We start from the raw sequence: 25,627 nt of genomic DNA, 5'->3' as shown, positions 1-25,627 counted from the left end.
GATCACACTGAGTAACCGCCTGATGTAGCCGCTATCACTTGGCGAGTTTTTTTTCGATGTCGTGCAGCAGCGTATGCAACATCGCCGTATCTCGCTGTTGCAGCGCACCGAGGCGCTGATGCAGCCAGTCGCGCAATTTTTGATCGTCGCCGACATCCAGGGTATTCAACAAAGCATCGGCGCGGCGGCGCAGCGCCTTGAGTTGCCCTTGCGATGCCGTGGTTTCCTGCGCCGTGCTGACGCCCATCAGGCTCGCCAGTTGGTAGCAGTACACCATCACCGCCTGCCCCAGGTTAAGCGACGGGTAATCCGCCTGCATCGGCACGCCGGTCAGCAAATCCGCCAGCGCCAGCTCTTCGTTGGTCAAGCCGGAATCCTCACGGCCAAACACCAGCGCGGCCTGGCCGACCCATTGTCGGCGCTCGCTCAGCTGTTCCAGCAGTTCAGGCGGCGTGCAGTAGTAGTGAAAACGCGCGCGGCTGCGGGCGGTGGTGGCGACGGTGAAGTCGACGTCCGCCAGCGCCTGTTCCAGCGTGGCGAACGTTTGCACGCCGTCGAGGATCTCGCCGGCCCCGTGTGCCACCCAGCGCGCCGCCGGCTGCAGATGTGCCTCGCTGTCGACGATGCGCAACGAAGCGAAGCCCATGGTTTTCATCGCGCGCGCCGCCGCGCCGACGTTTTCCGGCCGCGCCGGAGCCACTAAAACAATATGAAGCTGCATCACTCATCCACCGAAGGCGAGCCTGCGTTTTTGACGATGGCGCAGCGCCCGCTTATATTTACAATTGCGTAACAATAAACGCGTTAATAGCAACAAACAAGATTAAACGGCTCGTTGAGCTAATAAACCCGTCGTAATAGTCATTATTCATGCTTATGTTTTACCTCATTTATTTATCAATGAGTTAAAACAACACGATGATCAATAAGCGAATAATTGTACCCTATCGCAGGAGATAATGCTGAATCGTTCACAGAATTTGAGGTTCTGTGACTTAAACTGGCATTTCTGTAAGTGTTTTTCACAAATCTGTTAACGTGCTACAATTGAATTTGATATATGTCAACAAAGCGTAGTTTTGTTGGGTGATGAATTCGGCACGCGCTGTTATATTGCTGTTAATGGGGTTAGGATATGCGCCGTTTTGGCACCTCAGGGGTTGTAGGGAACGGCATCCCCACCAAGCTAGCGATCTTGTTGACATGAGATGGAAAGTGCATCAAGAACGAGTTTACGTACTTTAGTCATTTGCTGAGAGGGAACGTGGCGCTATCTCTGCCCTCCTCTAAGAAAACAGAGACTTCTGTACTTCCGATTTTCTATTTTGTTGGCAATTTTAGGTAGCAAATATGCAGACCCCGCACATTCTGATTGTCGAAGACGAGTTAGTCACTCGTAACACCCTGAAGAGCATTTTCGAGGCGGAAGGCTACATTGTTCATGAAGCCAATGATGGTGCAGAGATGCACAATATCCTGTCCGAAAATGATATCAATCTGGTCATCATGGACATCAACCTGCCGGGCAAAAACGGCCTGCTGTTGGCGCGCGAACTGCGCGAACAGGCCAGCGTTGCCCTGATGTTCCTGACCGGTCGCGATAACGAAGTGGACAAAATCCTCGGCCTGGAAATCGGCGCCGACGATTACATCACTAAACCGTTCAACCCGCGTGAGCTGACTATCCGCGCGCGCAACCTGCTGTCGCGCACCATGAATCTGGGCAGCCTCGGTGAAGAGCGTCGCCTGGTCGAGAGCTACAAGTTCAACGGCTGGGAGCTGGACATCAACAGCCGCTCGCTGATCAGCCCGGCAGGCGAACAGTATAAGCTGCCGCGCAGCGAATTCCGCGCCATGCTGCACTTCTGCGAAAACCCGGGCAAGATCCAATCCCGTGGCGAACTGCTGAAGAAGATGACCGGTCGCGAGCTGAAGCCGCATGACCGCACCGTAGACGTCACCATCCGCCGCATTCGCAAGCACTTCGAATCGACGCCGGACACGCCGGAGATCATCGCCACCATTCACGGCGAAGGTTACCGCTTCTGCGGCGATCTGGAAGAGTAATTCCAGCCTGCCGTCATGAAAACGGGGTTCAGCATGCTGAACCCCGTTTTTTTATTTCGTCTCAGCCCACGGCATGATCGGCACCGCGCTCAGCGCGTTCTTCGGCGAACCGTCGATCACCTTGTCGGAGTAGCTCAGGTAAATCAGCGAATTGCGCTTGGCGTCGTAGAAACGCACCACCTGCAGCTTCTTGAATACCAGCGAAGTGCGTTTCTGGAATACCACATCACCTTCCGCCTTGCCGTTTTTGATCTTGTCGCTCAGCTCGATAGGCCCCACCTGCTGGCAGGAAATGGCCGCGTCGGCGGTATCTTCCGCCAGCCCCAGGCCGCCTTTGATGCCGCCGGTTTTGGCACGGCTGATATAACAAGTTACATTTTTAACATCAGGATCGTCGAACGCCTCCACCACGATTTTGTGGTCCGGCCCCAATAATTTAAACACCGTATCAACGGAACCTACCTGCTCCGCCTGTGCGCTACCCAGGGTTGCGCAAACCAAACCGAATAATAATATCCAGCTTTTTTTCATTTACTTAACTCCGATATAACCATGCCGCGAAAATAGGCTCGGCGATCACCATTATTTATGTCTAAGCTCACGGAATCGGGTTTTTACGGGTCCGCACCGTCCGTTTTAGCACAGAGCGTGACAAAAATCTTTGAGAGTCGCGGAGGAAAAAAATTGCTATGATGCGGCGTCGTTATTTCTTTGCGCCCACTACGGTGTACCCCAATCCAACTCTGGCGCGGCATGCGCAGCAGAGGCAAAGAGTGCAACGCATAATGGCTCATGGATCGGTCTGATAGCGCAGCACCAGCGTGACGAATCAACAGTTCGGGTTCCTACCCCCAAGCTTTACGAGGAAGATCTATGGATCAAGCCGGTATCATTCGTGATCTGCTTAGCTGGCTGGAAAGCCATTTGGACCAACCCTTGTCGCTGGATAACGTAGCGGCCAAGGCCGGCTACTCCAAATGGCACCTGCAACGGATGTTCAAAGATATTACCGGTAACGCCATCGGTGCTTACATCCGGGCAAGGAGGCTGTCCAAAGCCGCCGTCGCGCTGCGTCTGACCGGCCGGCCGATTTTGGATATCGCCCTGCAATATCGCTTCGACTCACAGCAGACCTTCACCCGCGCCTTCAAAAAACAGTTTGCGCAAACGCCGGCGCTGTACCGCCGTGCCGAGGACTGGAACGCGTTCGGCATCTGCCCGCCGATCCGTCTGGGGGCCTTCACCCTGCCGCAGCCGGAGTTCGTCTCGTTGCCGGATAAGCAGCTGGTCGGCCTGACCCAAAGCTACTCCTGTACGCTGGAACAGATCACCACCGTGCGCACCGAATTGCGCTCGCAGTTCTGGCGTCAGTTCCTCGGGGACGTAGAAACCCTGCCGCCGGTGCTGTACGGGCTGCATCACTCACGTCCGAGCCAGGAGAAGGACGACGAGCAGGAAGTGCTGTACACCACGGCGCTGGAGCCGGATCAGGTGCCGGAAAAGGTACAGGACGGCCAGCCACTGGTACTGCCGGGCGGCGAGTTTGCCATGTTCAGCTATGAAGGGCCTACCGAGGGTCTGCAAGATTTTATTCTGACGGTCTACGGCACCTGCCTGCCGGCGCTCAAACTGACGCGCCGCAAAGGGCACGACATCGAACGTTTCTATCCGAAAGGCGAGCGCCGTCCACATCAGGCGCCTATCGAGATCAAGTGCGATTACCTGATCCCGATTCGGCGTTAACGCTGCAGTTCGTCCAACGCGGGCATGTCCAGGTGCGTGACATCGCCCGCCGTTTCAACGATCCAGCCGGAAGCCAACCACGGGCTTTGCTGGTGGTCGACGCGCGACAGTGAGCAGTTGCGCAAGCGCAAACGGCGTTCCGCATAGGCCGGCAGCCCCAACACCGTACTGATCAAACACCCCAACGCGATGCCATGGCTGACGAGCAGCGGCTTGCTGCCTTCCGGCAGCATCAGGCAGCTCTCCAGCGCGGCGCGCATGCGCTCACCCAGCTCCTCCATGGATTCGCCTTGAGGGATGCGGCCGTCAGGAGTACCATCGACCATCTGTTTGCGCCACTGTTCTTCCTGCGGCGTCAAACTGTCGATCAGGCGTTCTTCCAGAACCCCCATGTGCAGCTCACGCAAACGCGGATCGCAAATCACTTCGCAGCCGCAGGCTTCGGCGATGATCTGCGCGGTGCGGCGCGTGCGCCCCAGATCGCTGGTAATGACGTGCGTGATGCCTTCCTTGCTGACGCGCCTGGCGACCAGGCGAGCCTGGTGCTCACCAATGGCGGTTAACGGGCTGTCGGACTGACCCTGGATGCGGCGAGCCGCGTTCCATTCCGTTTCGCCATGGCGAACGAGGTATACCTGTAACATTTTTGTTTTCCGTTATACTGCGTGAAATTTGCGTTTATCCCCGGCCCGGCGGCGCTGTTGCCGCTGCCCGGCGTATCGGCCAGAAGGATATCAAACCCGTTATGTACCATGTTGTCGCTGCAACTACCAACCCGGCAAAGATTAAGGCTATTCAGCTGGCCTTCGATGACGTCTTTGGCGCGGACCAGTACCGCATTGAATCCGTCGACGTCGCCAGCGGCGTCTCGCTGCAGCCGATAGGCAATCACGAAACCCGCACCGGCTCGCGTCAACGCGTGATGGAAGCGCGCCAGGTCAGGCCCGAGGCCGATTTTTGGGTCGGCGTGGAAGCCGGGATTGAAGAGAATATGACCTTCGCCTGGATGACCGTCGAGAACCCGCACATCCGCGGCGAATCCCGTTCGGCGAGCCTGATGCTGCCGGAAGTCATCTTACAGGGTATTCGCGACGGCCGCGAATTAGGCAGCGAAATGGCGGCGATCACCGGTAACACCGAGGTGAAACGTCAGGGCGGCGCCATCGGCGTCTTCACCGACGGCCGGCTGAGCCGCACCAGCGTCTACCATCAGGCGTTGCTGCTGGCGCTGGTGCCGTTCCACAACGCCATCTATCAGCAATAGCGCAGAGCCTGCTAGGGCGCATCGTGCAGCAGCTGCTGCTCAAGCCACTGTTTCAGCGCGGGCGACGCCGCTTTCAGGCTGTTTGAACCGCGGGTGATGGTGGCAATCCCCGCGCCCAGTTCATTTTTCAGCTCGCGTTGGCTCATCTCGCCGCGCATCAATTCCTGAATGATCCGTACCCGGGTGCCCAGCGCGGTGCGTTCGTCCGGCGTCAGCATCAGCTGCAACAGCGGTTGATGCAGTTCTTGCGCAAACGAATTCTGCAGCAGCGCGACGAAGCGCAGCCAATCCTCATTGCCTTGTTCTGAAAGAGCGGGGTCGTTTAACGATAATTGCGTCATGGCAGCCACCATACTATTTAACTAGTACAGCAGCATACCATAGGGCCGTCAAAATCAATAACGTCTCTGCCACTCGGCGTCGGTCAGCACCTTGGCCGGCCGATGCGTCAGGTAGCGGTAAAACGCGTCATAAGCCAGCACGTTCTTGACGTAGCCGCGGGTCTCCGAGAACGGGATGCTTTCGATGAACGCCACCGGATCGATCCGCCCCGCGCTGTTGTCCAGCCAGGTGTTCACCCGCGACGGGCCGGCGTTATAGGCGGCGCTCGACAGAATGCGGTTGCGACCGAACTGCTGATAGACCGACTCCAGATAGCTGGTGCCGATGGTGATGTTGGTCTGCGGGTCGAACAGCTGGCTCGGGCCGACATAGCCGGGAATATTGAACATCTGCACCGTATGCTGCGCGGTGCGTGGCATGACCTGCATCAGGCCGGAAGCGCCGACCGGCGACTGCGCCTTCGGATTCCAGGCGCTCTCCTGGCGCGCGATCGCCATCGCATAGCTGCTGGTGATCCCCTTGTCATCGGTGGCGCGGCGGAACTCCTGCGGCCAGGCGACCGGGAAACGTTCCTCCAGGTGGTCCCACAGCTTGCCGACAATGGTCGCCTGCACGCTCAGATCGGCCCATTTCTGCTCAAAGGCGTAACGCGCCAGCGCCTCTTGTTCAGGCCGGCTGCGGCTGGCGACGTAGGAACCCCACTCGCTGCGGGCCAGGTTGTCCATGTTCCAGTACATCAGCTCGCGCACCCGGGCGACTTCAGGCCCGTCGGTCAGCGACGCGCGCGGCTTGGCCGCCACCGCCACCATCACCGGGTAAGTGGCGTTCAGCTTCTGCGCCGCCACCATCGGATAGAAGCCGCGTTCGGTCATCAGGTTGCGCAACATCTCCTCGCCTTCGGCGCGTTTGCCTTCGTCCATCAGCTGACTGGCGCGCCAGTAGCGCCACTCATCCTTGTTGCGCGACTCTTCCGGCAAGCGTGCCAGCCAGGTCGCCACCCCCTGCCGATCGCCGTTACCCAGCGCCATGCGCACCCGGCGCTCCAGCAGCGAAGGCGAACGGCTGCGCAGGATCACCTGATCGCGCCATTGCGCCTGCTCGTAGGTGGCATCGCTGCCCATCAGGCGCCAGGCCACCGCCTCTTCCAGCCCCAGCCGCTCGTCGTCGCTCATTTTCTGCAGCCGCGCGAGCGTCGGGATCATCGCCCGCGCGTTTTCCACATCCTGCCGCGCCAGGCGTTCAAAGGCGATGCCGGTGGCGGCGCGGGTAAAGTCGGTCGGCCCCACGCTGCGGGCGAAGGCTTCCACGGTGGTCGGATCGTTTTGCAAGCGCACCAGGGCGTTGCCCATGGTCTGATAATCGGCCGGCAGCTGGCTATAGAGGTTGCTGACCAGCGAGCTGTTGCCCTCTTTCAGCGCCAGCTTCATGCGCGCCAGAATATCCAGCGGGGTCTGCTTGCCTGCGCCGCGCCAGACGCTGAACAGCCGATCGCAGGCACCCGGCAGCGTTTTGCCGTTCAGCCACAGCTCGTCGGCACCGCTCCAGGCCGCCTGCTGATCGCCGGTGGCCCATTTGGCGTAGTAATAGTTGCAGCGTGCCGCCACCGGTTTGGGCGGCTGCGGGCTGAAAGCCAACAGGGTGCGCCAGTCTTCGCGACGCGCCAGTTCATTGACGAAGCGCGGCGCCAGTGATTTAGCCGGTGGCAGCGTCGGATTGCGCTTGATGAAGTCGTTCACCTCGGAGAATCCCGCCTGGCTCAAATCCTGAGTCAGCTCGCGGTATTCCAGATAAGGATAAAGCGGGTAATCGCGTAGCGTCGGCATCAACTGCGCCACCACGTCCATCTGATTGCCGTCCCACGCCTGCTTGATCTGCTGGTAGCGCTGACGCTGCGCATCCAGAGAATCCGCCAGCGCCGCGCCAGAAAACGCCGTCAGGCACAGCCCCATCGCCAACAGCCGTCGCTTGTCCACCTTGACCATCCTCGCTCTTTCCTCACAGGTTGTGCCGCAGGAGCCGCCCAGCTCCCCGGTGACCGCCGCGCCACGGCGCCGCGGGACAAAATAAAACCGGGCGCACGGCCCGGACGCAGATATCTACCATAGACAGCGCGATCGCCCATCCATTCAATACTGTAGAAGAAGAAGTGTATCGCCATGGCGGGAGCCAGGTAAAAAACGTTTACTTAGGCTGACAAATCAGGACGCCCGGCTATTTTCGTCAGCCGGATTTTTATTAGCCGACCTCGCAGCTCAGAGATAAGTAAAATACCTTTTAATTATTAGCTATCACATTATTGCATTTACAGGATGGCGCAACCGTTGCGCAAATCGCCTGACAGCTGGCCAAACGCACCAACTTTGCAGAAAAGCGGTGGCAAACCCGAGTGGGCATTTTTATACTATCAAAAATAAGTAGGATAATTCCGAGAAAACAGCACATAAAGCGCCCAACGAAGACATCTTATAATACAATCCGCGCCAATTATGGGTTAGATAGTGTTCATTAGGCAGTGCAACTGACAGCTTTCAGCAAAACGATTGTCCCTGCAAGCGGGCCGGATTTTCCCTTGTCGGGCCACGGCCTGCGGGCGGTGGATCAGACCGGAATGGCGGGTGAAGATGGCGAATAACACCGCGATAGTGATGCGTTGCGCAAAAAGCCCCGTGCCGGGCTTCCTTGCCGCACGTCTGCATATCGGCCGCCTGTTGCTGATCGTCATGTTGGTTCTGCTGACGTTGCCCGGACCTGCGCACGCCGCCGATGATCCCTATCAAAAGCGCACGCACGCCGTGACGACCGTGGTGGTAGGCATCATCAGCTACGCCCGCTGGTCGCGTGAACCCAATCCTATCCGGTTGTGCGTGACCGCACCCACCCAGTATGCCGAGGGGCTGTTCGATCCGATTCTGCTGAGCGCGCCGCGTCCAATTAAAACTGAACGTGTGCCGTTCGACAGCCCAACGCTGAGTACCGGCTGTGATGTCATCTATCTAGGGAACATCAACGCCGCGCAGAGACAAAATTTCATGCAGCGCATTTCCGGCAACTCCATTCTCAGCATCAGCGAGAACGATAGCGAATGCTCCGCCGGCAGCGCATTCTGCCTGCAGATCGATGGGGATCAGGCCAGCTTCAAGGTCAACCTGGACGCCCTGGCGCGCAGCGGCGTACGCGTTCACCCCAACGTGCTGCAACTGGCGCGCAAACAGGCGCCGCCGCTATGAGACTGTTGCGTAAAAACCGTTCCGGCAATGCGCGCCCGACGCTGGGCCGGGTGCTGCAGCGGGTGCATCTTGGGCTGGCGCTGATCGCCGTCGGCACCGCCGGCATCTTTTTGACGCTGGTGGCGCTGTTTGCGCTGCGCGCTTACGCCAACCACAACCTGCATCTGATCGCGCGCTCCATCAGCTATACCGTTGAAGCGGCAGTGGTGTTTGAAGATCGCGCTGCCGCGCGCGAGGCGCTGATGCTGATCGCGTCCAACGAAGAGGTGTCGGACGCGCGGATCCTCGACAATAACGGCAAGATGCTGGCCAACTGGCGCCATCCCACCGACGGGCCGCTACACGGTCTGGAGCAGATCGTCGCGCACTGGGCGCTGCCCGAGCCGGTCATCCTGCCCATCACACATGAGGGCAAGCAGGTCGGTCAGGTCTGGCTGAGCGGCAACGGCGGCAGCCTGTTGCGTTTCCTGCTGCGCGGCCTGGTCGGCATGATCGCCTGTCTGGTGCTCAGTACCCTGTGCGCCCTGGTACTGTCGCGCCGCATGCTGGTCGGCATCGTCAGTTCGCTGGACGACATCGCCAACGTGGCGCATGCGGTACGCCGCGATCGCACCTTCGGCCTGCGGGTGCCGTCGGCGCCGATCGCCGAACTGCACGAGCTCAGCAACGACTTCAACGGCTTGCTCGACGAGCTGGAGGCCTGGCAGGCCCACCTGAAACAGGAGAACGACTCGCTGGCCCACCGGGCGACGCACGACAGTCTGACCGGCTTGCCGAACCGCGCCTTCTTCGAAGGACGGCTGAGCCGCGCCCTGGGCGATATCGAGCCGTCGGCAAAATTGGCGGTGCTATTTATCGATGGCGATCGCTTCAAGGAAGTGAACGACAGTTACGGCCACGCCGCAGGCGATGCGGTGTTGACCACCATCGCCGGGCGCATTCGCGCGCAGCTGCGTGAAACCGATCTGGTCGCGCGCCTGGGAGGGGATGAGTTCGCCGTGCTGCTGGCGCCGGTGCACAGCACGGAAGATGTCCTGCAGATCGCCGATAATATTATCGACTGCATGACGCAGCCGGTCATTTTACCGAACGACGAGACGATCATCACCTCTCTGAGTATCGGTATTGCGCTGTACCCTGATCACGCGGCGACGCCTCAGGGTCTTTTGCACGAAGCTGACGATGCAATGTATCAGGCAAAGCATCGTTATCACGGAGGCTGGCGGCTGGCGATACACAAATAAGAGCCGCAGCTATAACACTTGAACTAGGGATTTTGACTATGATACAGCAACTGTTTAAAGGCCGTTTTTCACTGTTGACGATGGTGTTCGTCGCCCTGCTGGCGCTCGCCGGCTGCCAGAGCAAACCGCAGGGGCTGACGCCCGAGCAGGTCGCGCTGCTGCAGTCGCAGGGCTTCAAACTGACCGACAACGGCTGGGAGTTCGGCCTGTCGGATAAAGTGCTGTTCGGCAACAACATCGGCAAGCTGAACCCGGAAAGCACCGAGACGGTGCAGAAGATGGGGCGCGCGCTGCTGAGCGTCGGCATCACCAAATTCCGTCTGGACGGTCATACCGACAACTACGGCGAAGACAGCTATAACGACCAGCTCTCCCTGCGCCGCGCCGATGCGGTGGCCGATCTGCTGGCCAGCGTCGGCATTCCGCGCGCCAATATCGAAACCCGCGGCATGGGCAAACGCGATCCCGTCGCCGACAACCGCACCTCCAGCGGCCGTGCGGAAAACCGCCGCGTCGCGATCGTCGTCACGCCATAAGCCACCAATATGCGCCTTTATCGGCGCATAAACGGTTATACTTGGCGATCGCTGAGCGATGTCTGGGATCCGAGATCGAAACGGGCTACACTCATGCCCCAGACATCCTATAAATACTGATATAGAGAGGCTTAGAGCAACGTGGCTCAATACGTCTATACCATGCACCGCGTCGGCAAAGTGGTACCGCCGAAGCGTCATATTTTGAAAAACATCTCCCTGAGCTTCTTCCCTGGGGCAAAAATCGGCGTACTGGGCCTGAACGGCGCCGGTAAGTCCACCCTGCTGCGCATCATGGCCGGCATCGATACCGATATCGAAGGGGAAGCGCGCCCGCAGCCGGGCATCAAGATCGGTTACCTGCCGCAGGAGCCGCAGCTTAACCTCGAACACACCGTGCGTGAGTCGGTGGAAGAAGCGCTGGCGGAAGTGGTCGGCGCGCTGAAACGCCTGGACGAAGTGTACGCGCTGTACGCGGAAGAAGGCGCAGACTTCGACAAGCTGGCCGCCGAACAGGGCCGCCTGGAAGAGATCATTCAGGCGCACGACGGCCACAACCTCAACGCGCAGCTGGAGCGCGCCGCCGATGCGCTGCGCCTGCCGGATTGGGACGCCAAAATCGCCCACCTGTCCGGCGGTGAACGCCGCCGCGTGGCGCTGTGCCGCTTGCTGCTTGAAAAACCGGACATGCTGCTGCTGGACGAACCGACCAACCACCTGGACGCCGAGTCCGTGGCCTGGCTGGAACGCTTCCTGCACGACTTCGAAGGCACCGTCGTCGCGATCACCCACGACCGTTACTTCCTGGACAACGTCGCCGGCTGGATCCTCGAGCTGGACCGTGGCGAGGGCATTCCGTGGGAAGGCAACTACTCATCCTGGCTGGAGCAGAAAGATGCGCGTCTGGCGCAGGAAGCATCCGCCGAAGCCGCTCGCCGCAAATCGATCGAGAAAGAGCTGGAGTGGGTGCGTCAGGGTGCCAAAGGCCGTCAGTCCAAAGGCAAGGCCCGCCTGGCCCGCTTTGAAGAGCTGAACAACACCGAATACCAAAAACGTAACGAAACCAACGAACTGTTCATTCCGCCTGGCGCACGCCTGGGCGATAAAGTGGTCGAAGTCAGCAACCTGCGTAAGTCCTATGGCGACCGCCTGTTGATCGACGACCTGTCGTTCTCGGTGCCAAAAGGCGCGATCGTCGGCATCATCGGCCCGAACGGTGCGGGTAAATCCACGCTGTTCCGCATGATGTCCGGCCAGGAGCAGCCTGATTCCGGCAGCATCGTGCTGGGCGACACCGTCAAGCTGGCATCCGTCGATCAGTTCCGCGACAGCATGGACGGTTCGAAAACCGTCTGGGAAGAAGTCTCCGGCGGGCAGGACATCATGCGCATCGGCAACACCGAGATGCCAAGCCGCGCCTATGTCGGCCGCTTCAACTTCAAGGGCGTCGATCAGGGCAAACGCGTGGGCGAGCTGTCCGGCGGTGAGCGTGGCCGTCTGCACCTGGCCAAGCTGCTGCAGGTTGGCGGCAACGTACTGCTGCTCGATGAACCGACCAACGACCTGGATATCGAAACCCTGCGCGCGCTGGAAAACGCCCTGCTGGAATTCCCTGGCTGCGCCATGGTGATCTCGCACGACCGTTGGTTCCTCGACCGTATCGCCACCCACATCCTGGACTACCAGGACGAAGGCAAGGTGGAATTCTTCGAAGGTAACTTCACCGAGTACGAAGAGTACAAGAAGCGTACGCTGGGCGCCGACGCGCTCGAGCCGCACCGCATCAAGTACAAAAAGATCGCCAAGTGATCCGAAAGGCGCCGCATGCGGCGCCTTTTTTTATGCCCGTGTCCGGCGATACTCGCGCGGCGAGCACGCCATCATTCTCTTAAAGGCGTGGCTGAACGCGCTGTCTGAATCGTATCCCAAGCGCTGCGCGATGGCGGACACCGGTTCGCTGCCGGTACGCAAAGCCCGTGCAGCCAACAGCATGCGCCAGCGCGACACATACTCTAACGGCGCCATGCCGGCCTTCTGCTTAAAGCGCAACGCCAACGTCGAGCGGGAAACGCTCGCAGCGGCGGCCAGCGACGCCACCGTCCAGCGCCGGCCAGGATCGGCATGCACCGCCTGCATCGCGGCGCCGATGCGCGGATCGAACAAGGCGGGCAGCCAACCGGACGCCACGCTCTCTTCTCCCATCAGGTACATCCGCAGCGCCTGAGTCAACATGATCTGCCCCAGATGGTGTACCATCGAGGCACTGCCCGGTGAAGGCTTCAGCAGCTCGCCCGCCAGCCGCTGCAACGCCCATTGCAACACCGCGGCCTCTTCAGTGCCGCCTCGAATCACCATCAGCGCCGGCAAAGTACCCAATAACCGCTCCACCTCCTCGCCGAAGGTAAAACGCCCGCCGATAAACAGACAATCCTCCGCCTCGCCACAGCTCGCCACGCCGTTTTTTGCCTGCAGATAAAGTGCGTCAGCATCGAGTGCTGGCAGCGACAGATCGCTGCCAACGGTGACCGGCAAGCTGCGGGTCAGCAACAAACAGTCGCCGGCCGCCAGCCACAGCGGTTCGGCCAGCCCTTCCGCCGCCAGCCAACAGCCGCCACGCACCACAGCGTTGAACTTCCCGCTCTGCGGCGCAGGAAAATGAACGGCCCAGTCGCCGCCGGCCTTCAGGCCGCCGAAAAACGCATTCTGGCTGTTCAACGGCGCAAGCACTTCCGATAAAGGATCCATACCCTCTCCCCCTAAGGCCCTTTCAAGAGCATAGCCCGTGCGATGCCCCAGCCAAAGGTTTTAGGACGATGGCGACAGAAATTAGGTTTTTGTTGCATTCAGCCGCCGATAACGCCGACTTACACTCCCAGTGTCACAGTCAACTGCAGCGAGGAATTCCCAATGAACAGACAAGTGCCCCTCAACTCCGGCTTCAACGCTACCACCACCGCCGCCGACGTGCTCAAAGACCGTCAACTGGCCGGCATGACAGCGCTGGTGACCGGCGGTCATTCCGGCCTGGGGTTGGAAACGACTCGCGCTTTGACGCAGGCGGGGGCGAAGGTGATCGTCGCCGCCCGCGACCCCGTTATCGCCCACACGCGTCTGGCTATCGCCGGCATCAGCAACGCTGAGGTTTATGAGCTTGATTTGGCCGATCTGAGCAACATCAAAGGGTTCACGCAACAACTTCTGGCGACAGACGTCCACCTCGATATGTTGATCTGCGGCGCCGGCATCATGGCCTGTCCTGAAACCCGTATCGGCCCAGGCTGGGAGGCTCAATTCGCGATCAACCACCTGGGGCATTACGCTTTGGTGAACCACCTCTGGCCGGCGTTGATGGGCGACGCCCGCGTTGTCGTCATCTCATCTTCCGGTCACCATGCCAGCGCCATACGCTGGAATGACGTCCAATTTCACAGCGGCTATGACAAGTGGCTGGCCTATGGCCAATCGAAAACCGCTAACGCGCTCTTCGCCCTGCAGCTTGACAAGCTGGGGAAAAACGCTGGCGTGCGCGCCTTCTCGCTGCATCCCGGCATGATCCCAACGCCGCTGCAGCGCTATCTCTCGCAGGAAGAGATGCTCGCGTTGGACTGGATCGACGCCGACGGCAAACCCGCCCACCCGGAAATGCTGAAAACCCCGCAACAAGGCGCGGCAACCCAGGTTTGGGCGGCGACATCGCCTCAACTCAATGGCCTTGGCGGATTGTATTGCGAAGATTGCGATGTCGCCCGGCGCAACGATGACAACGGCTTTTCCTTCAGCGGCGTAAAAAGCTACGCCGTCGATCCTGAACAAGCCCAACGCCTGTGGAAACTGTCGGCGCAACTCACCGGTGTCGATGCCTTCGGCAAGATTTAAATAGGGGACCTTCTATGCAGAATCGTCAAATCATCCTCGCTAAACTCCCGCAAGGAAAGCTGACCCTCGATTGTTTTCAGACTCGAGAGGCCCCCATGCCGCTCCCCGGCCCCGAAGAGGTGCTGTTGCGCACGCTTTACGTGCCACTGGATGCGGCCAGCAGAGCCTGGATGCAGGGCGTCACTTATCGTTCCGGATTGCAGGCGGGAGACGTCATGGCCGCAACCGCGCTGGCCGAAGTCGTCGAGTCGCGCTCTCCCCTGCTGGCCGCCGGAGATTTAGTGCTGGCGGAAACCGGCTGGCAAACCTTTGCGGCCGTACCGGCGGCTGGCGCGCTCAAGCAGTCGGGCATCGTTCCGCATACGCACTTGCTCAGCGTTTACGGCGTGCCTGGACTCACCGCTTACTTCGGTCTGCTGGAATGCGGACGCCCAGAGGCCGGTGAAACCGTCGTCGTATCTGCCGCCGCGGGGGCGGTAGGCATGTTCGCCGGACAAATCGCCCGGCTTCGCGGCTGCCGCACGGTGGGCATTGCCGGCGGCGGCGCCAAAACGGCTCTGCTGACGGACAGGCTGGGTTTCGACGCGGCGATAGATTATAAGAAGGAAAATCTGCATGACGCCCTGCGCCGCTCGTGTCCCAACGGCATCGATGTGCTGTTCGATAACGTCGGCGGCGATATTTTGGCGGCCAGCCTGCCGCATATGGCGAAGCATGGACGCATCGTTTGCTGCGGTGCGGTGTCGCAGTACGATACGGCCTCCCCGCCGGCAGCGCCTGCCGGGATACCCGGTTTGCTGATCGTCAACAGTTTGACGATGCGGGGATTCCTGTTGGCCGATTTCCTTCATCGGCAAGAACAGGCGTTGGCGGCACTCGCGGCCTGGGTCACTGAGGAAAAACTCGCAATTATCGAAGACCTGATCACCGGTTTCGAGCTGCTGCCCGCCGCACTGATCGGCCTGCTGGCGGGCGAAAATAGAGGGAAACGCATCGTTCAGGTGGCGCGGCGCGCCGCCTGAACCTAAAAGGCTCTGCGCGCGCCCGCCGTCACTCCCGCGCCAGCTCGCGCGCGTAGTCGTCGAACGCCGGGTGCTGCAGCACCACATCAATGAAACAGGCCAGCGCCGGGGAGTTCAGCTTGCGGCTCGGGTAGACCAGATACAGCTCGTTGCCCTCTGCACGCCACGCCGACAGCACTTCCACCAACAGCTTCTGCGCCACCACCTCACGGCTGAGAAACGCCGGCAGCAGCGTAATGCCGGCGCCGGCGATAGCGCATTCGCGCGCATACAGCAGGTTGTCGGTGGTGTGCGCCAGCGGCAACTGCCAGCGGTAGTAATCGTCGCCGCAACGCAGGTTCCAGGCCGTCCAGGCGCGATGGGCGATGCAGCGGTGCTGCTGCAGCTGTTGCGGATGTTCGATCGGCGGGTGCTGCGCCAGATAGGACGGCGCCGCCAGCAGATAGCGCGGCGCATAGCCGAGGCGGCGGCCGATCAGCGAAGAATCCTGTGGCTTGCCGGTGCGCAGCGCGGCGTCGAAACCTTCCTGCACCAGATCCACCATCGCGTCGGACACCGACACCTCCAGCGAAACGTCCGGGTACTGGCGTTGAAAATCCGCCGCCAGCCGCGCCACCAGGGTCGCGCCCAGCCCGGCCGGCGTCGAGATGCGCAGGCGCCCGCTCGGGTTATCGCGCAGCCGCTGCAGCGCCAGATCGGCCCGCTCGGCGGCGGACATCATCGCCTGACAATGCTCCAGATAGCGCTCGCCGGCGAAGGTGAGATTTAACTGGCGCGTGGTGCGATTGAGCAGCCGTAGCCCCAGCGTCTGCTCAAGCTGGCTGATACGCTGGCTGACGCTGGATTTCGGCAGCCCAACACGCTGCGCGGCGGCGGTGAAGCTGCCGCATTCCGCCACCAGCGCGAACAGCGCCATGTCCTGCAGCTGTTTGAATTCCATTGTTCACCTTAAACGAACACTCAGTTAGATATTGTCCATCTTATCACTCCACTATCGCGGGTCTACACTGTGGGCATCATTTGAAAGGAGTACAACCATGTCGATAAAAGCCATTGCCGTAGACCCGCAGAACCCTGCCGGTTTCATCGAAATCTCACCGGAGATGCCGGTTCCCGGCCAGTACGATCTGCTGGTGGAAGTGAAAGCGGTGTCGGTTAACCCGGTGGATACTAAAGTGCACGCCGGCCTGCAGAAAAGCGGCCTGCAGCAGCCGCGCATTCTCGGCTGGGACGCCAGCGGCGTCGTGGTGAGCGCAGGCAGCAGCGTCAGCGGCTTCAAGCCCGGCGATGAAGTGTGGTACGCCGGCGACATCACCCGCCCCGGCAGCAACAGCAGCCACCAACTGATCGACTCACGCATCGCCGCGCACAAACCGCGCAGCCTGAACTGGGCCGAGTCCGCCGCCATGCCGCTGACCGCCCTCACCGCCTGGGAGGCGCTGTTCGAGCACCTGAACATTCAGGACGCGCCGGAGCACAAGACGTTGCTGATCATCGGCGGCGCCGGCGGCGTAGGCTCGTTGGCGATCCCGCTGGCCGCGCTGCGCAGCAAGGTGAAAGTGATCGCCACCGCCTCAAGGCCTGAATCCGCCGCCTGGTGCCTCGAACGCGGCGCCGATCTGGTGGTGGATTACCGCGATTTGAAGGGCAACCTGGCGCAGCACGGCATCGAGCAGGTGGATTACATCCTGTGTCTGAACGATACCGACGGCCATTGGCCGGCGATGGCCGAGCTGGTCGCGCCGCTGGGCCATATCTGCACCATCGTCGAGAACGCGCAGCCGCTGGACCAAAACGCGCTGAAGCTGAAGAGCGCCGCGCTGCACTGGGAGTTCATGTTCACCCGCAGCATGTTCACCACCCCGGACATCGCCCAGCAGGGCAAGATCCTGCAGCAGGTGGCGCAGCTGCTGGACGACGGCAAGCTGAACACCACGCTGAGCGAAACCCTGCACGGGCTGACGGTGGAAACGCTGACCGCCGCGCATCAACAACTGCTCGGCGGCCATATGCAAGGCAAGCTGGTTATTGCGTACTGAGCCGGCTCGCGGCGGCGCACAGCGTCGCCGTTACTGCGGCCGCACGAACCCGACGCATAGCCGTTGCTCATCGGCGTGCGGATCGGAACGGAACGTCATGTTCTGCTGCCAGTCGAGGCGCATCTTCGGCCAGTGGGCCAGCTCCCCGCCGAAATCGCTGTGCGCGCAATCGTCACCCAACCGGCCGAACAGGGCGACGCCATGCTGGGCAATCTGCGGATAGCTGATGTTGGCGTTGTAGATATTTGGCCGCGCATGATTGGACCAGCGCGTAATGGTTTGTGGCCGGGAATCGGCATACACCGTCATCCATTGCGACAGATACTCACCGCCGACGTAGCGCAGATCGACGCCGTAGCGCTCCCGCCAATGCTGTTCCACTTCACTGCTGAAGGCCTTGATGCCCACCATCTTCTGGCCGGCGTTGCGCACGTTGCCCACCATCACTGCGGCATACCCCAGATAGACCGCCAGCGCCGCGCACATCAGCCCAATAGTCGCCGCGCGCAGCGAACGCACCGGCGGTTGACGCACGCAGCCGACCAGCAGCGCGGGCGCCAGCATGAAGAACGGCTGCAGCCACTCGGTCAGCCGGCCGCCGACGTTGAAGGAAAACCAGAAGGTGATGATGCCGAGCGGCAGCAGATAGATCCACAGCAGCACCCGCATCGGCAACGCCTTCGGCCAGGCCAGCACCGCCCCGCTACGGCGCAGGATCCACCACAGCACCAGCGACGGATAGAACACCAGCAGCAGCGACTGCAGCATGTCGAGATTGAGCTGCATCTTGATCTGCGAATCGACCCACTTGAAGGCGGCGAAGTCGTGATTCCACAGCCATACCACGTTCGGCAGCACCAGCGCCAACCAGATCGCCACCGCCAGATAGAACTGCGGCTGGCGATAGCAGCGGCGAACCTGCGGCACGAACAACGTCGACAGCGCCGCGAAGTAAACGAAGGCGAAGGTCGAGTACTTGGCCATCATCGCCAGACCGGCGACCAACGCGAAGGCCGGCCACCAATTGGCCGAACGGGAGATCGCCATATGGAAGAACAGCGCCATCCACGGCCACAGCATCACCAACAGGTAATTGTCGTTATAGGGAATGATGTCGAAATTGATGATGCCGGACAGGTTGAGCGTCAGCAGCGCCATCCAGGCCAGCGAGGTGCTGCCACTCAGGCGTCGCGCCAACAGCCAGACGCCCAACATGCCGATGGCGATGGCGATGAAGTGCCCGCCATACCAGTAAACGTTTAGCGGCAGCCACGACAGCCAAATCGCCGGATGCATCGCCGCACCGACCAGCCACGGGTTTTTCGGTGAGCCCCACTCGCCGTTGAGGCCCCAGTTGAGCGCCTCGACGGCGTCGTAAGGCAGGGTAGGATCAAGATGAACCGTCAGCAGCGTCCAGGCTGCGGCATAGCAGACCAACCAGAGAGCAAGTAAGCGATAAGACATGTCTTCTTCTAAGCGTTATTGTAAAGAAAATCTTAACTTAGTCGCTGTCGAATGAACCATGTTTAAACAAGCCGTTAAATGTGCGTCCGGGTGGCGTTTCTGCCGCCGCGATCGCACATTCCGCTAATTCTGCTCAGCCTGCGGCGTGGCGAGAAGCGGGCGCGCTCAACCGGCCGGCGTCCGCCGCCAGCAGCTGTTGCACCAGCTCGACGCAGCGCAGGAAACGCTCCTCGTAATCGCTGGATTCAACGTGCACATACTCGATATTGTTGGCGCGCAGCATCTCCTCCAGCAGGCGCTGGAACGCCAGCCGATCGGCGGTGCTGCCGAGGCTGCGCAGGCCGTCCGCCACCCACGGCGTATTGTTTTCCAGCAGGATCACCAGATCGAAACGGTATTCGTCGATCAGCGCCTGCACGAAGGGGTGTTCACGCCCTTCGTACTTTTTGCAAAACGCCTGGGTGGTGACGAAATCGGTATCGATAAACGCCACCTTGTTGGCGTACTTGACCGCAAAATCCACGTATTGCGCCTGCCCGAGGGCGATTTTGTCATAGTCGGAGTACTGCAGCGCCATCTCGTCGCCGCCCAGATGCGAAAACACATAGTCGCGGCCATATTCCCAGGCGCTGGTGGTGTTGAAGATGTTGGCCAGTTTGTTGACCAGCGTCGACTTGCCGCTCGACTCGCCGCCGAGGATCGCCACGGTACGCACGAAGAACGGCTTCACCTCGGTCGGGATGTAATCCCAATAGCGGAACGGATCCTGGCGGATCTGATTGCCACTGATGTTCATGAACGAACGCTCGGGGTCGACCAGAATGGTTTCGATGCCCAGATGCTCGCGGTAACGCGGCGCATCCTGCGCTTCGCTGGAATAGATGAAGCTCGGCACGATGCCCTTCTGTTCCATAAAGGCCTTCATGCCATCGCTCCATACGTTCCAGCCGTGCGGGTAGGGTTCGATGCCCTGCTCGTCGAATGAGTGGATATGGATGTTTTTCTGGTACTTGAAGGTCTGCAGCAGCCAGCGCAGGCGATCGCTGACCGTCGGCTGTTGCGACATCGAACTGTTCTCGAACAGTTCGCGGTCGCGCGGCTCGTCGTGGCACAAAATGACGTGCAGCTCATCCACCTGGCTGCAGGCGCGCTGGATCAGATAGATGTGGCCGGTGTGCAGCGGGTAAAATTTACCAAACACCACACCGACTTTGACCTCTTTGCGCGGGAACTCAAGCCCGAGAAAACGGTGCAGCGCCTCCAGCTTTTGCGCGCTCGGGCTTTTGATCTTGTCGTTCAACAGCTGGCTGAGATAGCCTTTGGTCATGCCACTGGCATCCGCCACCTGCTGCAAAGTACAGCCTTTTTGCTTGATGGACGTCTTCAGGTAATCAAATTGCGGCATGGCCACCTCCGTTTAGTATGCTAAACAAAATAGCATATCTCTCTCGCCGCCGGCGACATTAATAAAACTCTTCCAGCACGTCCAGTGCGTCCGCCAGCTTCTTGACCCCGAACACCTGCATGTTGGCCGGCGGCTTTTTCGGCATATTGCCGTGCGGCACGATGGCGCGCTTAAAGCCGTGCTTGGCCGCTTCGGAGATGCGTTCCTGACCGCTCGGCACCGGACGAATCTCTCCCGCCAGCCCCACTTCGCCGAACACCACCAGATCGTTCGGCAATGGCCGATCGCGCAGGCTTGAAACCAACGACATCAGCAACGCCAGATCGGCGCTGGTCTCGCTGACCTTCACCCCGCCGACCACGTTGACGAACACGTCTTGATCCGACATCTGCAGCCCGCCGTGTCGATGCAGCACCGCCAGCAGGATCGCCAGGCGGTTCTGTTCCAGGCCCACCGCCACGCGGCGCGGGTTGGACATCATCGAGTGATCCACCAGCGCCTGGATCTCCACCAGCAGCGGCCGGGTGCCTTCCCACACCACCATCACCGAGCTGCCGGAGGTAACTTCATCGCCGCGGCTGAGGAAAATCGCCGAAGGGTTGCTGACTTCGCGCAGCCCCTGCTCGGTCATGGCGAACACCCCCAGCTCGTTGACCGCGCCAAAGCGGTTTTTGTGGCTGCGCAGGGTGCGGAAGCGGGAATCGGCGTCGCCGTCCAGCAATACCGAACAGTCGATACAGTGTTCCAGCACTTTCGGCCCGGCCAACGAGCCGTCTTTGGTGACGTGGCCGACCATCACGATCGCCACACCGCGCGTCTTGGCGAAGCGCGTCAGGTAGGCGGCGGTTTCACGCACCTGCGCCACGCTGCCCGGCGAGGACTGAATGTCCGCCATGTGCATCACCTGAATCGAGTCGATCACCATCAGCTTCGGCTGCTCCTGCTCGGCGATCAGGCAGATCTGCTCGATGCTGGTTTCCGACAGCATGTTCAGGCCGCCGGTCGGCAGCCCCAGACGGTGAGCGCGCATCGCTACCTGCTGCAGCGACTCCTCGCCGGTGACATACAGGGTTTTCATCTGTTCAGACAGCTTGCACAACACCTGCAGCAACAGGGTGCTCTTGCCGGCGCCGGGGTTACCGCCGATCAGAATCGCGCTGCCGGGCACCACACCGCCGCCCAGCACGCGGTCGAACTCGAGAAAGCCGGTGGTGAAGCGCGGCAGCGCCTCAAGGCTGATTTCCGACAGCTTCTGCACCTTGCTGACGCCGGCGTCGCCGGCATAGCCGCTGAGGCGATCGTTGCGCGCCGCTGCGGGTGACGCGGCCAAACGCACTTCCGTGATGGTGTTCCAGGCATGGCAGGCGCTGCACTGCCCCTGCCAACGCGGATAGTCCGCCCCGCACTCATTGCACACAAATGCCCGTTTTGCCGCTTTTGCCACGTCTTACCTCAATCTTTCGTTATCGCACTTCGTGTTTCAGGCTGCCGGTGAGAATGCACAGCACGCCCATCAGATCCGCATGCCGGATCGCCACCTGCGCTTTTTCATATACTTTCGGTTTGGCGTGGTAGGCGATGCCCAACCCCGCCGCCTGCATCATTTTCAAATCGTTGGCACCGTCGCCGATGGCCACGGTTTGCGCCAGCGGGATCTCCAGCTTCTCCGCCAGCCGCAGCAGCGTATCGGCTTTGAACTGCGCGTCCACCACCGGCCCCAGCACTTCGCCGGTCAACTTGCCGTCGCGGATCTCCAGCTCATTGGCCGCCGCCGCCACCAGCCGCAGCCGGTTGCGCAGATGTTCGGCGTAGTAGGTGAAGCCGCCGGAGGCGATCGCCACATGCCAGCCCATCGCCTGCAGTTTGCCCACCAGGCTGGTCAGCCCCGGCATCAGCGGCAGCTCGTCGCGCACCTGTTTGAGGATGTTGGCGTCGGCCCCTTTCAGCGTGCCGACGCGCTGACGCAGACTGGCGGTAAAGTCCAGCTCGCCGCGCATCGCGCGTTCGGTGACTTCCGCCACCTGCTCGCCGACGCCCGCCAGCTTGGCGATCTCATCGATGCATTCGATCTCGATCGCCGTCGAATCCATGTCCATCACCAGCAGCCCCGGCGTGCGCAGGTGCGGGATCTTGCCGAGCGGCGCCACGTCCAGCCCGTTCTCCGCCGCCAGCAGCTTGGCGCGCGGCGTCAGGGTGCCCGCCAACCGCACCACCTGATAGTCGTCCACGCCCCAGGCGGTGACGATCACCATCGCCGCGCCGAGCTTGCGTTGGAATTGGGTAATGCGCGCCTTGTCCAGTTTTCTGCCGTACAACAGCCACCCGGTATTGCCCGCCCGGTAATCGAGCGGCATCACTTCGTCGCCGCTAAGCGAAAGGGGAAGACCCGGCCATTGAGAGATCTCCGCCGGAAGATCGCAATAGGTCAGACTGTTTGACATCATTGACTCCTGAATGGACAAAAACGCTGCATGATAAAACGACGCATCAAGCTATCCTATCGCCAGCGGTTCTGGCAACATAAAGTGTCCCCGATGCCCAAGGAACCTGCATGGCCCGCGCTAAACTGAAATTTCGCCTGCACCGCACCGCTATTATCCTGATTTGCCTGGCTTTGCTGGTGTTGCTGATGCAGGGCGCCTCTTATTTTAGCCTGAGTCACCAAATGGCGCGATCCGAGCAGGTTGAAGAGCTGGCGCAGACGCTGACCAAACAGGTCGCCTACAGCCTGGCGCCGCTGCTGGACGACGACGGCAACAACCCGCGCATCGACGCCATCCTCAAGCAGCTCACCGATCACAGCCGCATTCTCGACGTCAGCGTTTATCAGCTGGACGGCACACTGGTCTCCCACGCCGGGGAACAGATAAGTATACGCGATCGCCTGTCGCTCGACGGCAAACGCGCCGGCAGCTACTTCAACCACCAGTTGGTCGAGTCTATTCAGGGCAAAGACGGCCCGATCGGCTTTATCCGTATCACCCTCGACACCCACGTGCTGGCGACCGAATCCAAACAGGTGGACAACACCACCAACCTGCTGCGTCTGATGATCCTGCTGGCGCTGGCGATCGGTATCATTCTGGCGCGCACCCTGCTGCAACACCGCCGCAGCCGCTGGCAGCAGTCGCCGTACCTGTTGACCGCCAACACGCCGTTGGCAGAAGGCAATACCGTGGAAGACGACGAAGAGGATGCGCCGGAGAACAAGCAGGAAGCGCCGAAGAAAGAGTGACTCAGGCCAGGTGGAGTGAATAGATTGACAGGCGGGCGCCATAACGACGCCCGCCGGGGTATTAGGCTTTGTCGCCCAGCAGTACGGATTCCAGCGCGATAACGATCATTTCGTTAAAGGTGGTCTGGCGTTCCGCTGCAGTGGTCGCTTCGTGACGCAGGATGTGGTCAGACACGGTGCAGATGGTCAGCGCTTTACAGCCGAACTCTTCATACAGCTCCGCCGCCACGCCGTAGATGCCGGCCGCTTCCATTTCCACGCCCAGGATGCCGTACTTCTTCATCACCTGGAACATGTCCGGATCCGGGGTATAGAACAGATCGGCAGAGAAGATGTTGCCCACGCGCGCCGGAATGCCCTGCGCCGCCGCGGCGTCGACCGCGTTGCGCACCATGTCGAAGTCGGCGATCGCCGCGTAGTCGTTGTCCTTGAAGCGCAGACGGTTCACCTTGGAGTCGGTGCACGCGCCCATGCCGATCACCACGTCACGCAGTTTGATATCGTCACGCACCGCGCCGCAGGAACCCACGCGAATGATCTTCTTCACGCCGAATTCGGCGATCAGCTCGCGCGCATAGATGGAGCAGGACGGGATGCCCATGCCGTGGCCCATTACGGAGATGCGGCGGCCTTTATAGGTGCCGGTGAAGCCCAACATGCCGCGCACGTTGTTCACTTCCACCGCGCCTTCCAGGAAGGTTTCGGCGATGTATTTTGCGCGCAGCGGATCGCCCGGCATCAGTACTACGTCAGCGAAATCACCCATCTCAGCATTAATGTGCGGCGTAGCCATAATTCTCTTCCTTTAAATCGTATTAAATAGCGTTAAACGTATAAACCGTGGCATGTCAGACGGCGGCCAGCTGCGCCGCCGTCTGAGACTCACGAATTAAAACATGCTCTTACCGTAATCCATCGGCGACAGGCCAAAATAATTGGCGACGGTCTGGCCGATGTCGGCGAAGGTCTCGCGGTGGCCCAACGAGCCCGGTTTCACTTTCGGGCCGTAGACCAGCACCGGGATATGTTCACGGGTGTGGTCGGTGCCTGGCCAGGTCGGATCGCAGCCGTGGTCGGCGGTGAAGATGATGATGTCTTCATCTTTCACCAGCTTCAGCAGCTCCGGCAGGCGGCGGTCGAACAGCTCCAGCGCGGCGGCGTAGCCCGCCACGTCGCGGCGGTGGCCGTAGGAAGAGTCGAAGTCCACGAAGTTGGTGAACACGATGGTGTTGTCGCCGGCCTTTTCCATTTCCGTCAGGGTCGCGTCGAACAGCGCATCGATGCCGGCCGCTTTCACCTTCTTGGTGATGCCGACGTTGGCGTAGATGTCGGCGATTTTACCGATCGACACCACTTCACCGCCCTTCTCGTCCACCAGCTTTTTCAGCACGGTCGGCGCCGGCGGCTCTACCGCCAGATCGTGACGGTTGCCGGTGCGCTGGAAGTGACCCGCTTTGTCGCCGACGAACGGACGCGCGATCACGCGGCCGATGTTGTAACCGCCTTCGGTCAACTCTTCACGCGCGATTTCGCACAGCTCGTACAGGCGCTCCAGGCCGAAGGTTTCTTCATGGCAGGCGATCTGGAACACCGAGTCGGCGGAGGTGTAGAAAATCGGCTTGCCGGTTTTCATGTGCTCTTCGCCCAGCTGATCGAGGATCACGGTGCCGGATGAGTGGCAGTTGCCCAGGTAGCCCGGCAAGTTGGCGCGCTCCACCAGCTTATCCAGCAGCTCCTGCGGGAAGCTGTTGTGCTCGTCCTTGAAGTAGCCCCAGTCGAACAGTACCGGCACGCCGGCGATTTCCCAGTGGCCCGACGGCGTGTCTTTACCGGAAGAGAGCTCGCTGGCGTAAGCATAAGCGCCGATGATATCGGCATTGCGATCCAGCCCCTGCGGGAAGTTGCCGGTGGACTCTTCCGCCGCTTTGCCGAGACCCAAACGGCTCAGGTTAGGCAGCGTCAGCGGGCCCTGACGGCCCACGTTGGCTTCACCGCGCGCGCAAACCTCGGCGATGTGGCCCAGAGTGTCGGAACCCTGGTCGCCAAAACGTTCGGCGTCTTCGCTGGCGCCGATGCCGAAGGAGTCCAATACCATAATAAATGTGCGTTTCATCTGTGCTCTCCTGCGTGTTCTCACGCTTTGGACGGCCGCGAAAAAGCCGC

24 protein-coding genes are annotated in these 25,627 nt (G+C 60.6%); 11 read left to right on the top strand and 13 right to left on the bottom strand.

Annotation, left to right across the window (positions count from 1 at the left end):
* Positions 1-34: 34 nt before the first annotated feature.
* Complete coding sequence (locus tag ATE40_RS23935; RefSeq protein WP_063918131.1) at positions 35-721, bottom strand: tRNA/rRNA methyltransferase; 687 nt, start codon at positions 719-721, stop codon at positions 35-37.
* 629 nt (positions 722-1,350) lie between these two features.
* Here ATE40_RS23935 and arcA point away from each other — a divergent pair.
* Positions 1,351-2,067 carry a two-component system response regulator ArcA gene (gene arcA / locus ATE40_RS23930; RefSeq protein ID WP_004933003.1) on the top strand — a complete coding sequence of 239 codons (717 nt, stop codon included), beginning with the start codon at positions 1,351-1,353 and terminating at the stop codon, positions 2,065-2,067.
* A 51-nt stretch (positions 2,068-2,118) separates the two neighbouring features.
* Here the strand turns inward: arcA and creA are convergent, their stop codons facing one another.
* Positions 2,119-2,598: a protein CreA gene (creA, locus tag ATE40_RS23925; protein WP_019455010.1), complete on the bottom strand. Its 480-nt coding sequence runs from the start codon at positions 2,596-2,598 to the stop codon at positions 2,119-2,121.
* A gap of 342 nt (positions 2,599-2,940) precedes the next feature.
* Here creA and robA point away from each other — a divergent pair, with 342 nt between their 5' ends.
* Positions 2,941-3,810, top strand: coding sequence for an MDR efflux pump AcrAB transcriptional activator RobA (robA, locus tag ATE40_RS23920; RefSeq protein WP_019455009.1), 870 nt, complete (start codon positions 2,941-2,943; stop codon positions 3,808-3,810).
* Here robA and gpmB read toward each other — a convergent pair.
* A complete protein-coding gene (gene gpmB / locus ATE40_RS23915) occupies positions 3,807-4,454 on the bottom strand; it encodes a 2,3-diphosphoglycerate-dependent phosphoglycerate mutase GpmB (RefSeq protein ID WP_063918130.1) in 648 nt (215 codons plus the stop codon). The two genes, robA and gpmB, sit on opposite strands and share 4 nt — an antisense overlap.
* Positions 4,455-4,555: 101 nt before the next feature.
* Here gpmB and yjjX point away from each other — a divergent pair, with 101 nt between their 5' ends.
* The gene (gene yjjX, locus ATE40_RS23910; RefSeq protein ID WP_063918129.1) at positions 4,556-5,074 is read left to right on the top strand and encodes an inosine/xanthosine triphosphatase; all 519 of its coding nucleotides are present in this window, start codon (positions 4,556-4,558) and stop codon (positions 5,072-5,074) included.
* Positions 5,075-5,085: 11 nt separating this feature from the next.
* Here yjjX and trpR read toward each other — a convergent pair whose 3' ends face one another.
* Together trpR and sltY are read right to left on the bottom strand one after the other, a co-directional pair.
* Positions 5,086-5,415, bottom strand: coding sequence for a trp operon repressor (gene trpR / locus ATE40_RS23905; RefSeq protein WP_016929152.1), 330 nt, complete (start codon positions 5,413-5,415; stop codon positions 5,086-5,088).
* 54 nt (positions 5,416-5,469) lie between these two features.
* Positions 5,470-7,398 (bottom strand): murein transglycosylase, encoded by a 1,929-nt coding sequence (gene sltY, locus ATE40_RS23900; protein ID WP_063918128.1) that lies wholly within the window; start codon positions 7,396-7,398, stop codon positions 5,470-5,472.
* Positions 7,399-8,031: 633 nt separating this feature from the next.
* On the opposite strand from sltY, the gene yfiR reads away from it, so the two are divergent.
* The 4 genes from yfiR (at position 8,032) to ettA (ending at position 12,232) form a co-directional block, all read left to right on the top strand.
* Positions 8,032-8,643, top strand: a complete 612-nt coding sequence (yfiR, locus tag ATE40_RS23895; RefSeq protein WP_063918127.1) for a regulatory sequestration protein YfiR — start codon at positions 8,032-8,034, stop codon at positions 8,641-8,643.
* Positions 8,640-9,887: a diguanylate cyclase DgcN/YfiN gene (gene dgcN, locus ATE40_RS23890; protein WP_019455004.1), complete on the top strand. Its 1,248-nt coding sequence runs from the start codon at positions 8,640-8,642 to the stop codon at positions 9,885-9,887. Before yfiR ends, dgcN begins: the two co-directional genes overlap by 4 nt.
* Positions 9,888-9,925: 38 nt before the next feature.
* Positions 9,926-10,423 carry an outer membrane lipoprotein YfiB gene (gene yfiB / locus ATE40_RS23885; protein ID WP_019455003.1) on the top strand — a complete coding sequence of 166 codons (498 nt, stop codon included), beginning with the start codon at positions 9,926-9,928 and terminating at the stop codon, positions 10,421-10,423.
* A 141-nt stretch (positions 10,424-10,564) separates the two neighbouring features.
* Positions 10,565-12,232 (top strand): energy-dependent translational throttle protein EttA, encoded by a 1,668-nt coding sequence (ettA, locus tag ATE40_RS23880; RefSeq protein ID WP_025159620.1) that lies wholly within the window; start codon positions 10,565-10,567, stop codon positions 12,230-12,232.
* A 30-nt stretch (positions 12,233-12,262) separates the two neighbouring features.
* Here the strand turns inward: ettA and ATE40_RS23875 are convergent, their stop codons facing one another.
* On the bottom strand, positions 12,263-13,168 hold the full coding sequence (locus tag ATE40_RS23875; RefSeq protein WP_063918126.1) for an AraC family transcriptional regulator: 906 nt from the start codon (positions 13,166-13,168) through the stop codon (positions 12,263-12,265).
* Between the two features lie 162 nt (positions 13,169-13,330).
* On the opposite strand from ATE40_RS23875, the gene ATE40_RS23870 reads away from it, so the two are divergent.
* Together ATE40_RS23870 and ATE40_RS23865 are read left to right on the top strand one after the other, a co-directional pair.
* A complete protein-coding gene (locus tag ATE40_RS23870) occupies positions 13,331-14,299 on the top strand; it encodes an SDR family NAD(P)-dependent oxidoreductase (protein WP_019455001.1) in 969 nt (322 codons plus the stop codon).
* 14 nt (positions 14,300-14,313) lie between these two features.
* Complete coding sequence (locus ATE40_RS23865) at positions 14,314-15,321, top strand: NADP-dependent oxidoreductase (RefSeq protein WP_025159619.1); 1,008 nt, start codon at positions 14,314-14,316, stop codon at positions 15,319-15,321.
* A 28-nt stretch (positions 15,322-15,349) separates the two neighbouring features.
* Here ATE40_RS23865 and ATE40_RS23860 read toward each other — a convergent pair whose 3' ends face one another.
* Positions 15,350-16,261 (bottom strand): LysR family transcriptional regulator, encoded by a 912-nt coding sequence (locus tag ATE40_RS23860; protein ID WP_019454999.1) that lies wholly within the window; start codon positions 16,259-16,261, stop codon positions 15,350-15,352.
* Positions 16,262-16,358: 97 nt separating this feature from the next.
* Here ATE40_RS23860 and ATE40_RS23855 point away from each other — a divergent pair, with 97 nt between their 5' ends.
* The gene (locus ATE40_RS23855; protein WP_063918125.1) at positions 16,359-17,360 is read left to right on the top strand and encodes a zinc-binding alcohol dehydrogenase family protein; all 1,002 of its coding nucleotides are present in this window, start codon (positions 16,359-16,361) and stop codon (positions 17,358-17,360) included.
* Positions 17,361-17,390: 30 nt separating this feature from the next.
* Here ATE40_RS23855 and ATE40_RS23850 read toward each other — a convergent pair whose 3' ends face one another.
* From ATE40_RS23850 to serB, 4 genes are all read right to left on the bottom strand, one after another.
* On the bottom strand, positions 17,391-18,824 hold the full coding sequence (locus tag ATE40_RS23850) for a glycosyltransferase family 39 protein (RefSeq protein WP_025159618.1): 1,434 nt from the start codon (positions 18,822-18,824) through the stop codon (positions 17,391-17,393).
* 133 nt (positions 18,825-18,957) lie between these two features.
* Positions 18,958-20,229, bottom strand: a complete 1,272-nt coding sequence (gene nadR / locus ATE40_RS23845) for a multifunctional transcriptional regulator/nicotinamide-nucleotide adenylyltransferase/ribosylnicotinamide kinase NadR (RefSeq protein ID WP_019454996.1) — start codon at positions 20,227-20,229, stop codon at positions 18,958-18,960.
* Between the two features lie 58 nt (positions 20,230-20,287).
* Entirely contained in the window at positions 20,288-21,673 is a 1,386-nt protein-coding gene (radA, locus tag ATE40_RS23840) for a DNA repair protein RadA (protein ID WP_025159617.1), read from the bottom strand.
* 19 nt (positions 21,674-21,692) lie between these two features.
* Positions 21,693-22,670 (bottom strand): phosphoserine phosphatase, encoded by a 978-nt coding sequence (gene serB / locus ATE40_RS23835; protein WP_025159616.1) that lies wholly within the window; start codon positions 22,668-22,670, stop codon positions 21,693-21,695.
* A 110-nt stretch (positions 22,671-22,780) separates the two neighbouring features.
* On the opposite strand from serB, the gene ATE40_RS23830 reads away from it, so the two are divergent.
* A complete protein-coding gene (locus ATE40_RS23830; protein WP_019454993.1) occupies positions 22,781-23,464 on the top strand; it encodes a YtjB family periplasmic protein in 684 nt (227 codons plus the stop codon).
* A gap of 61 nt (positions 23,465-23,525) precedes the next feature.
* Here ATE40_RS23830 and deoD read toward each other — a convergent pair whose 3' ends face one another.
* Together deoD and deoB are read right to left on the bottom strand one after the other, a co-directional pair.
* Positions 23,526-24,257 carry a purine-nucleoside phosphorylase gene (gene deoD / locus ATE40_RS23825; RefSeq protein ID WP_004933059.1) on the bottom strand — a complete coding sequence of 244 codons (732 nt, stop codon included), beginning with the start codon at positions 24,255-24,257 and terminating at the stop codon, positions 23,526-23,528.
* A 96-nt stretch (positions 24,258-24,353) separates the two neighbouring features.
* On the bottom strand, positions 24,354-25,577 hold the full coding sequence (gene deoB, locus ATE40_RS23820) for a phosphopentomutase (RefSeq protein ID WP_063918124.1): 1,224 nt from the start codon (positions 25,575-25,577) through the stop codon (positions 24,354-24,356).
* Positions 25,578-25,627: the final 50 nt, after the last annotated feature.

It is taken from the genome of Serratia surfactantfaciens (assembly GCF_001642805.2).
Taxonomy (GTDB): Bacteria; Pseudomonadota; Gammaproteobacteria; order Enterobacterales; family Enterobacteriaceae; genus Serratia; species Serratia surfactantfaciens.
Note: the sequence above shows the minus strand (reverse complement) of the source record. Positions and strands in the feature narration are given on the sequence as shown.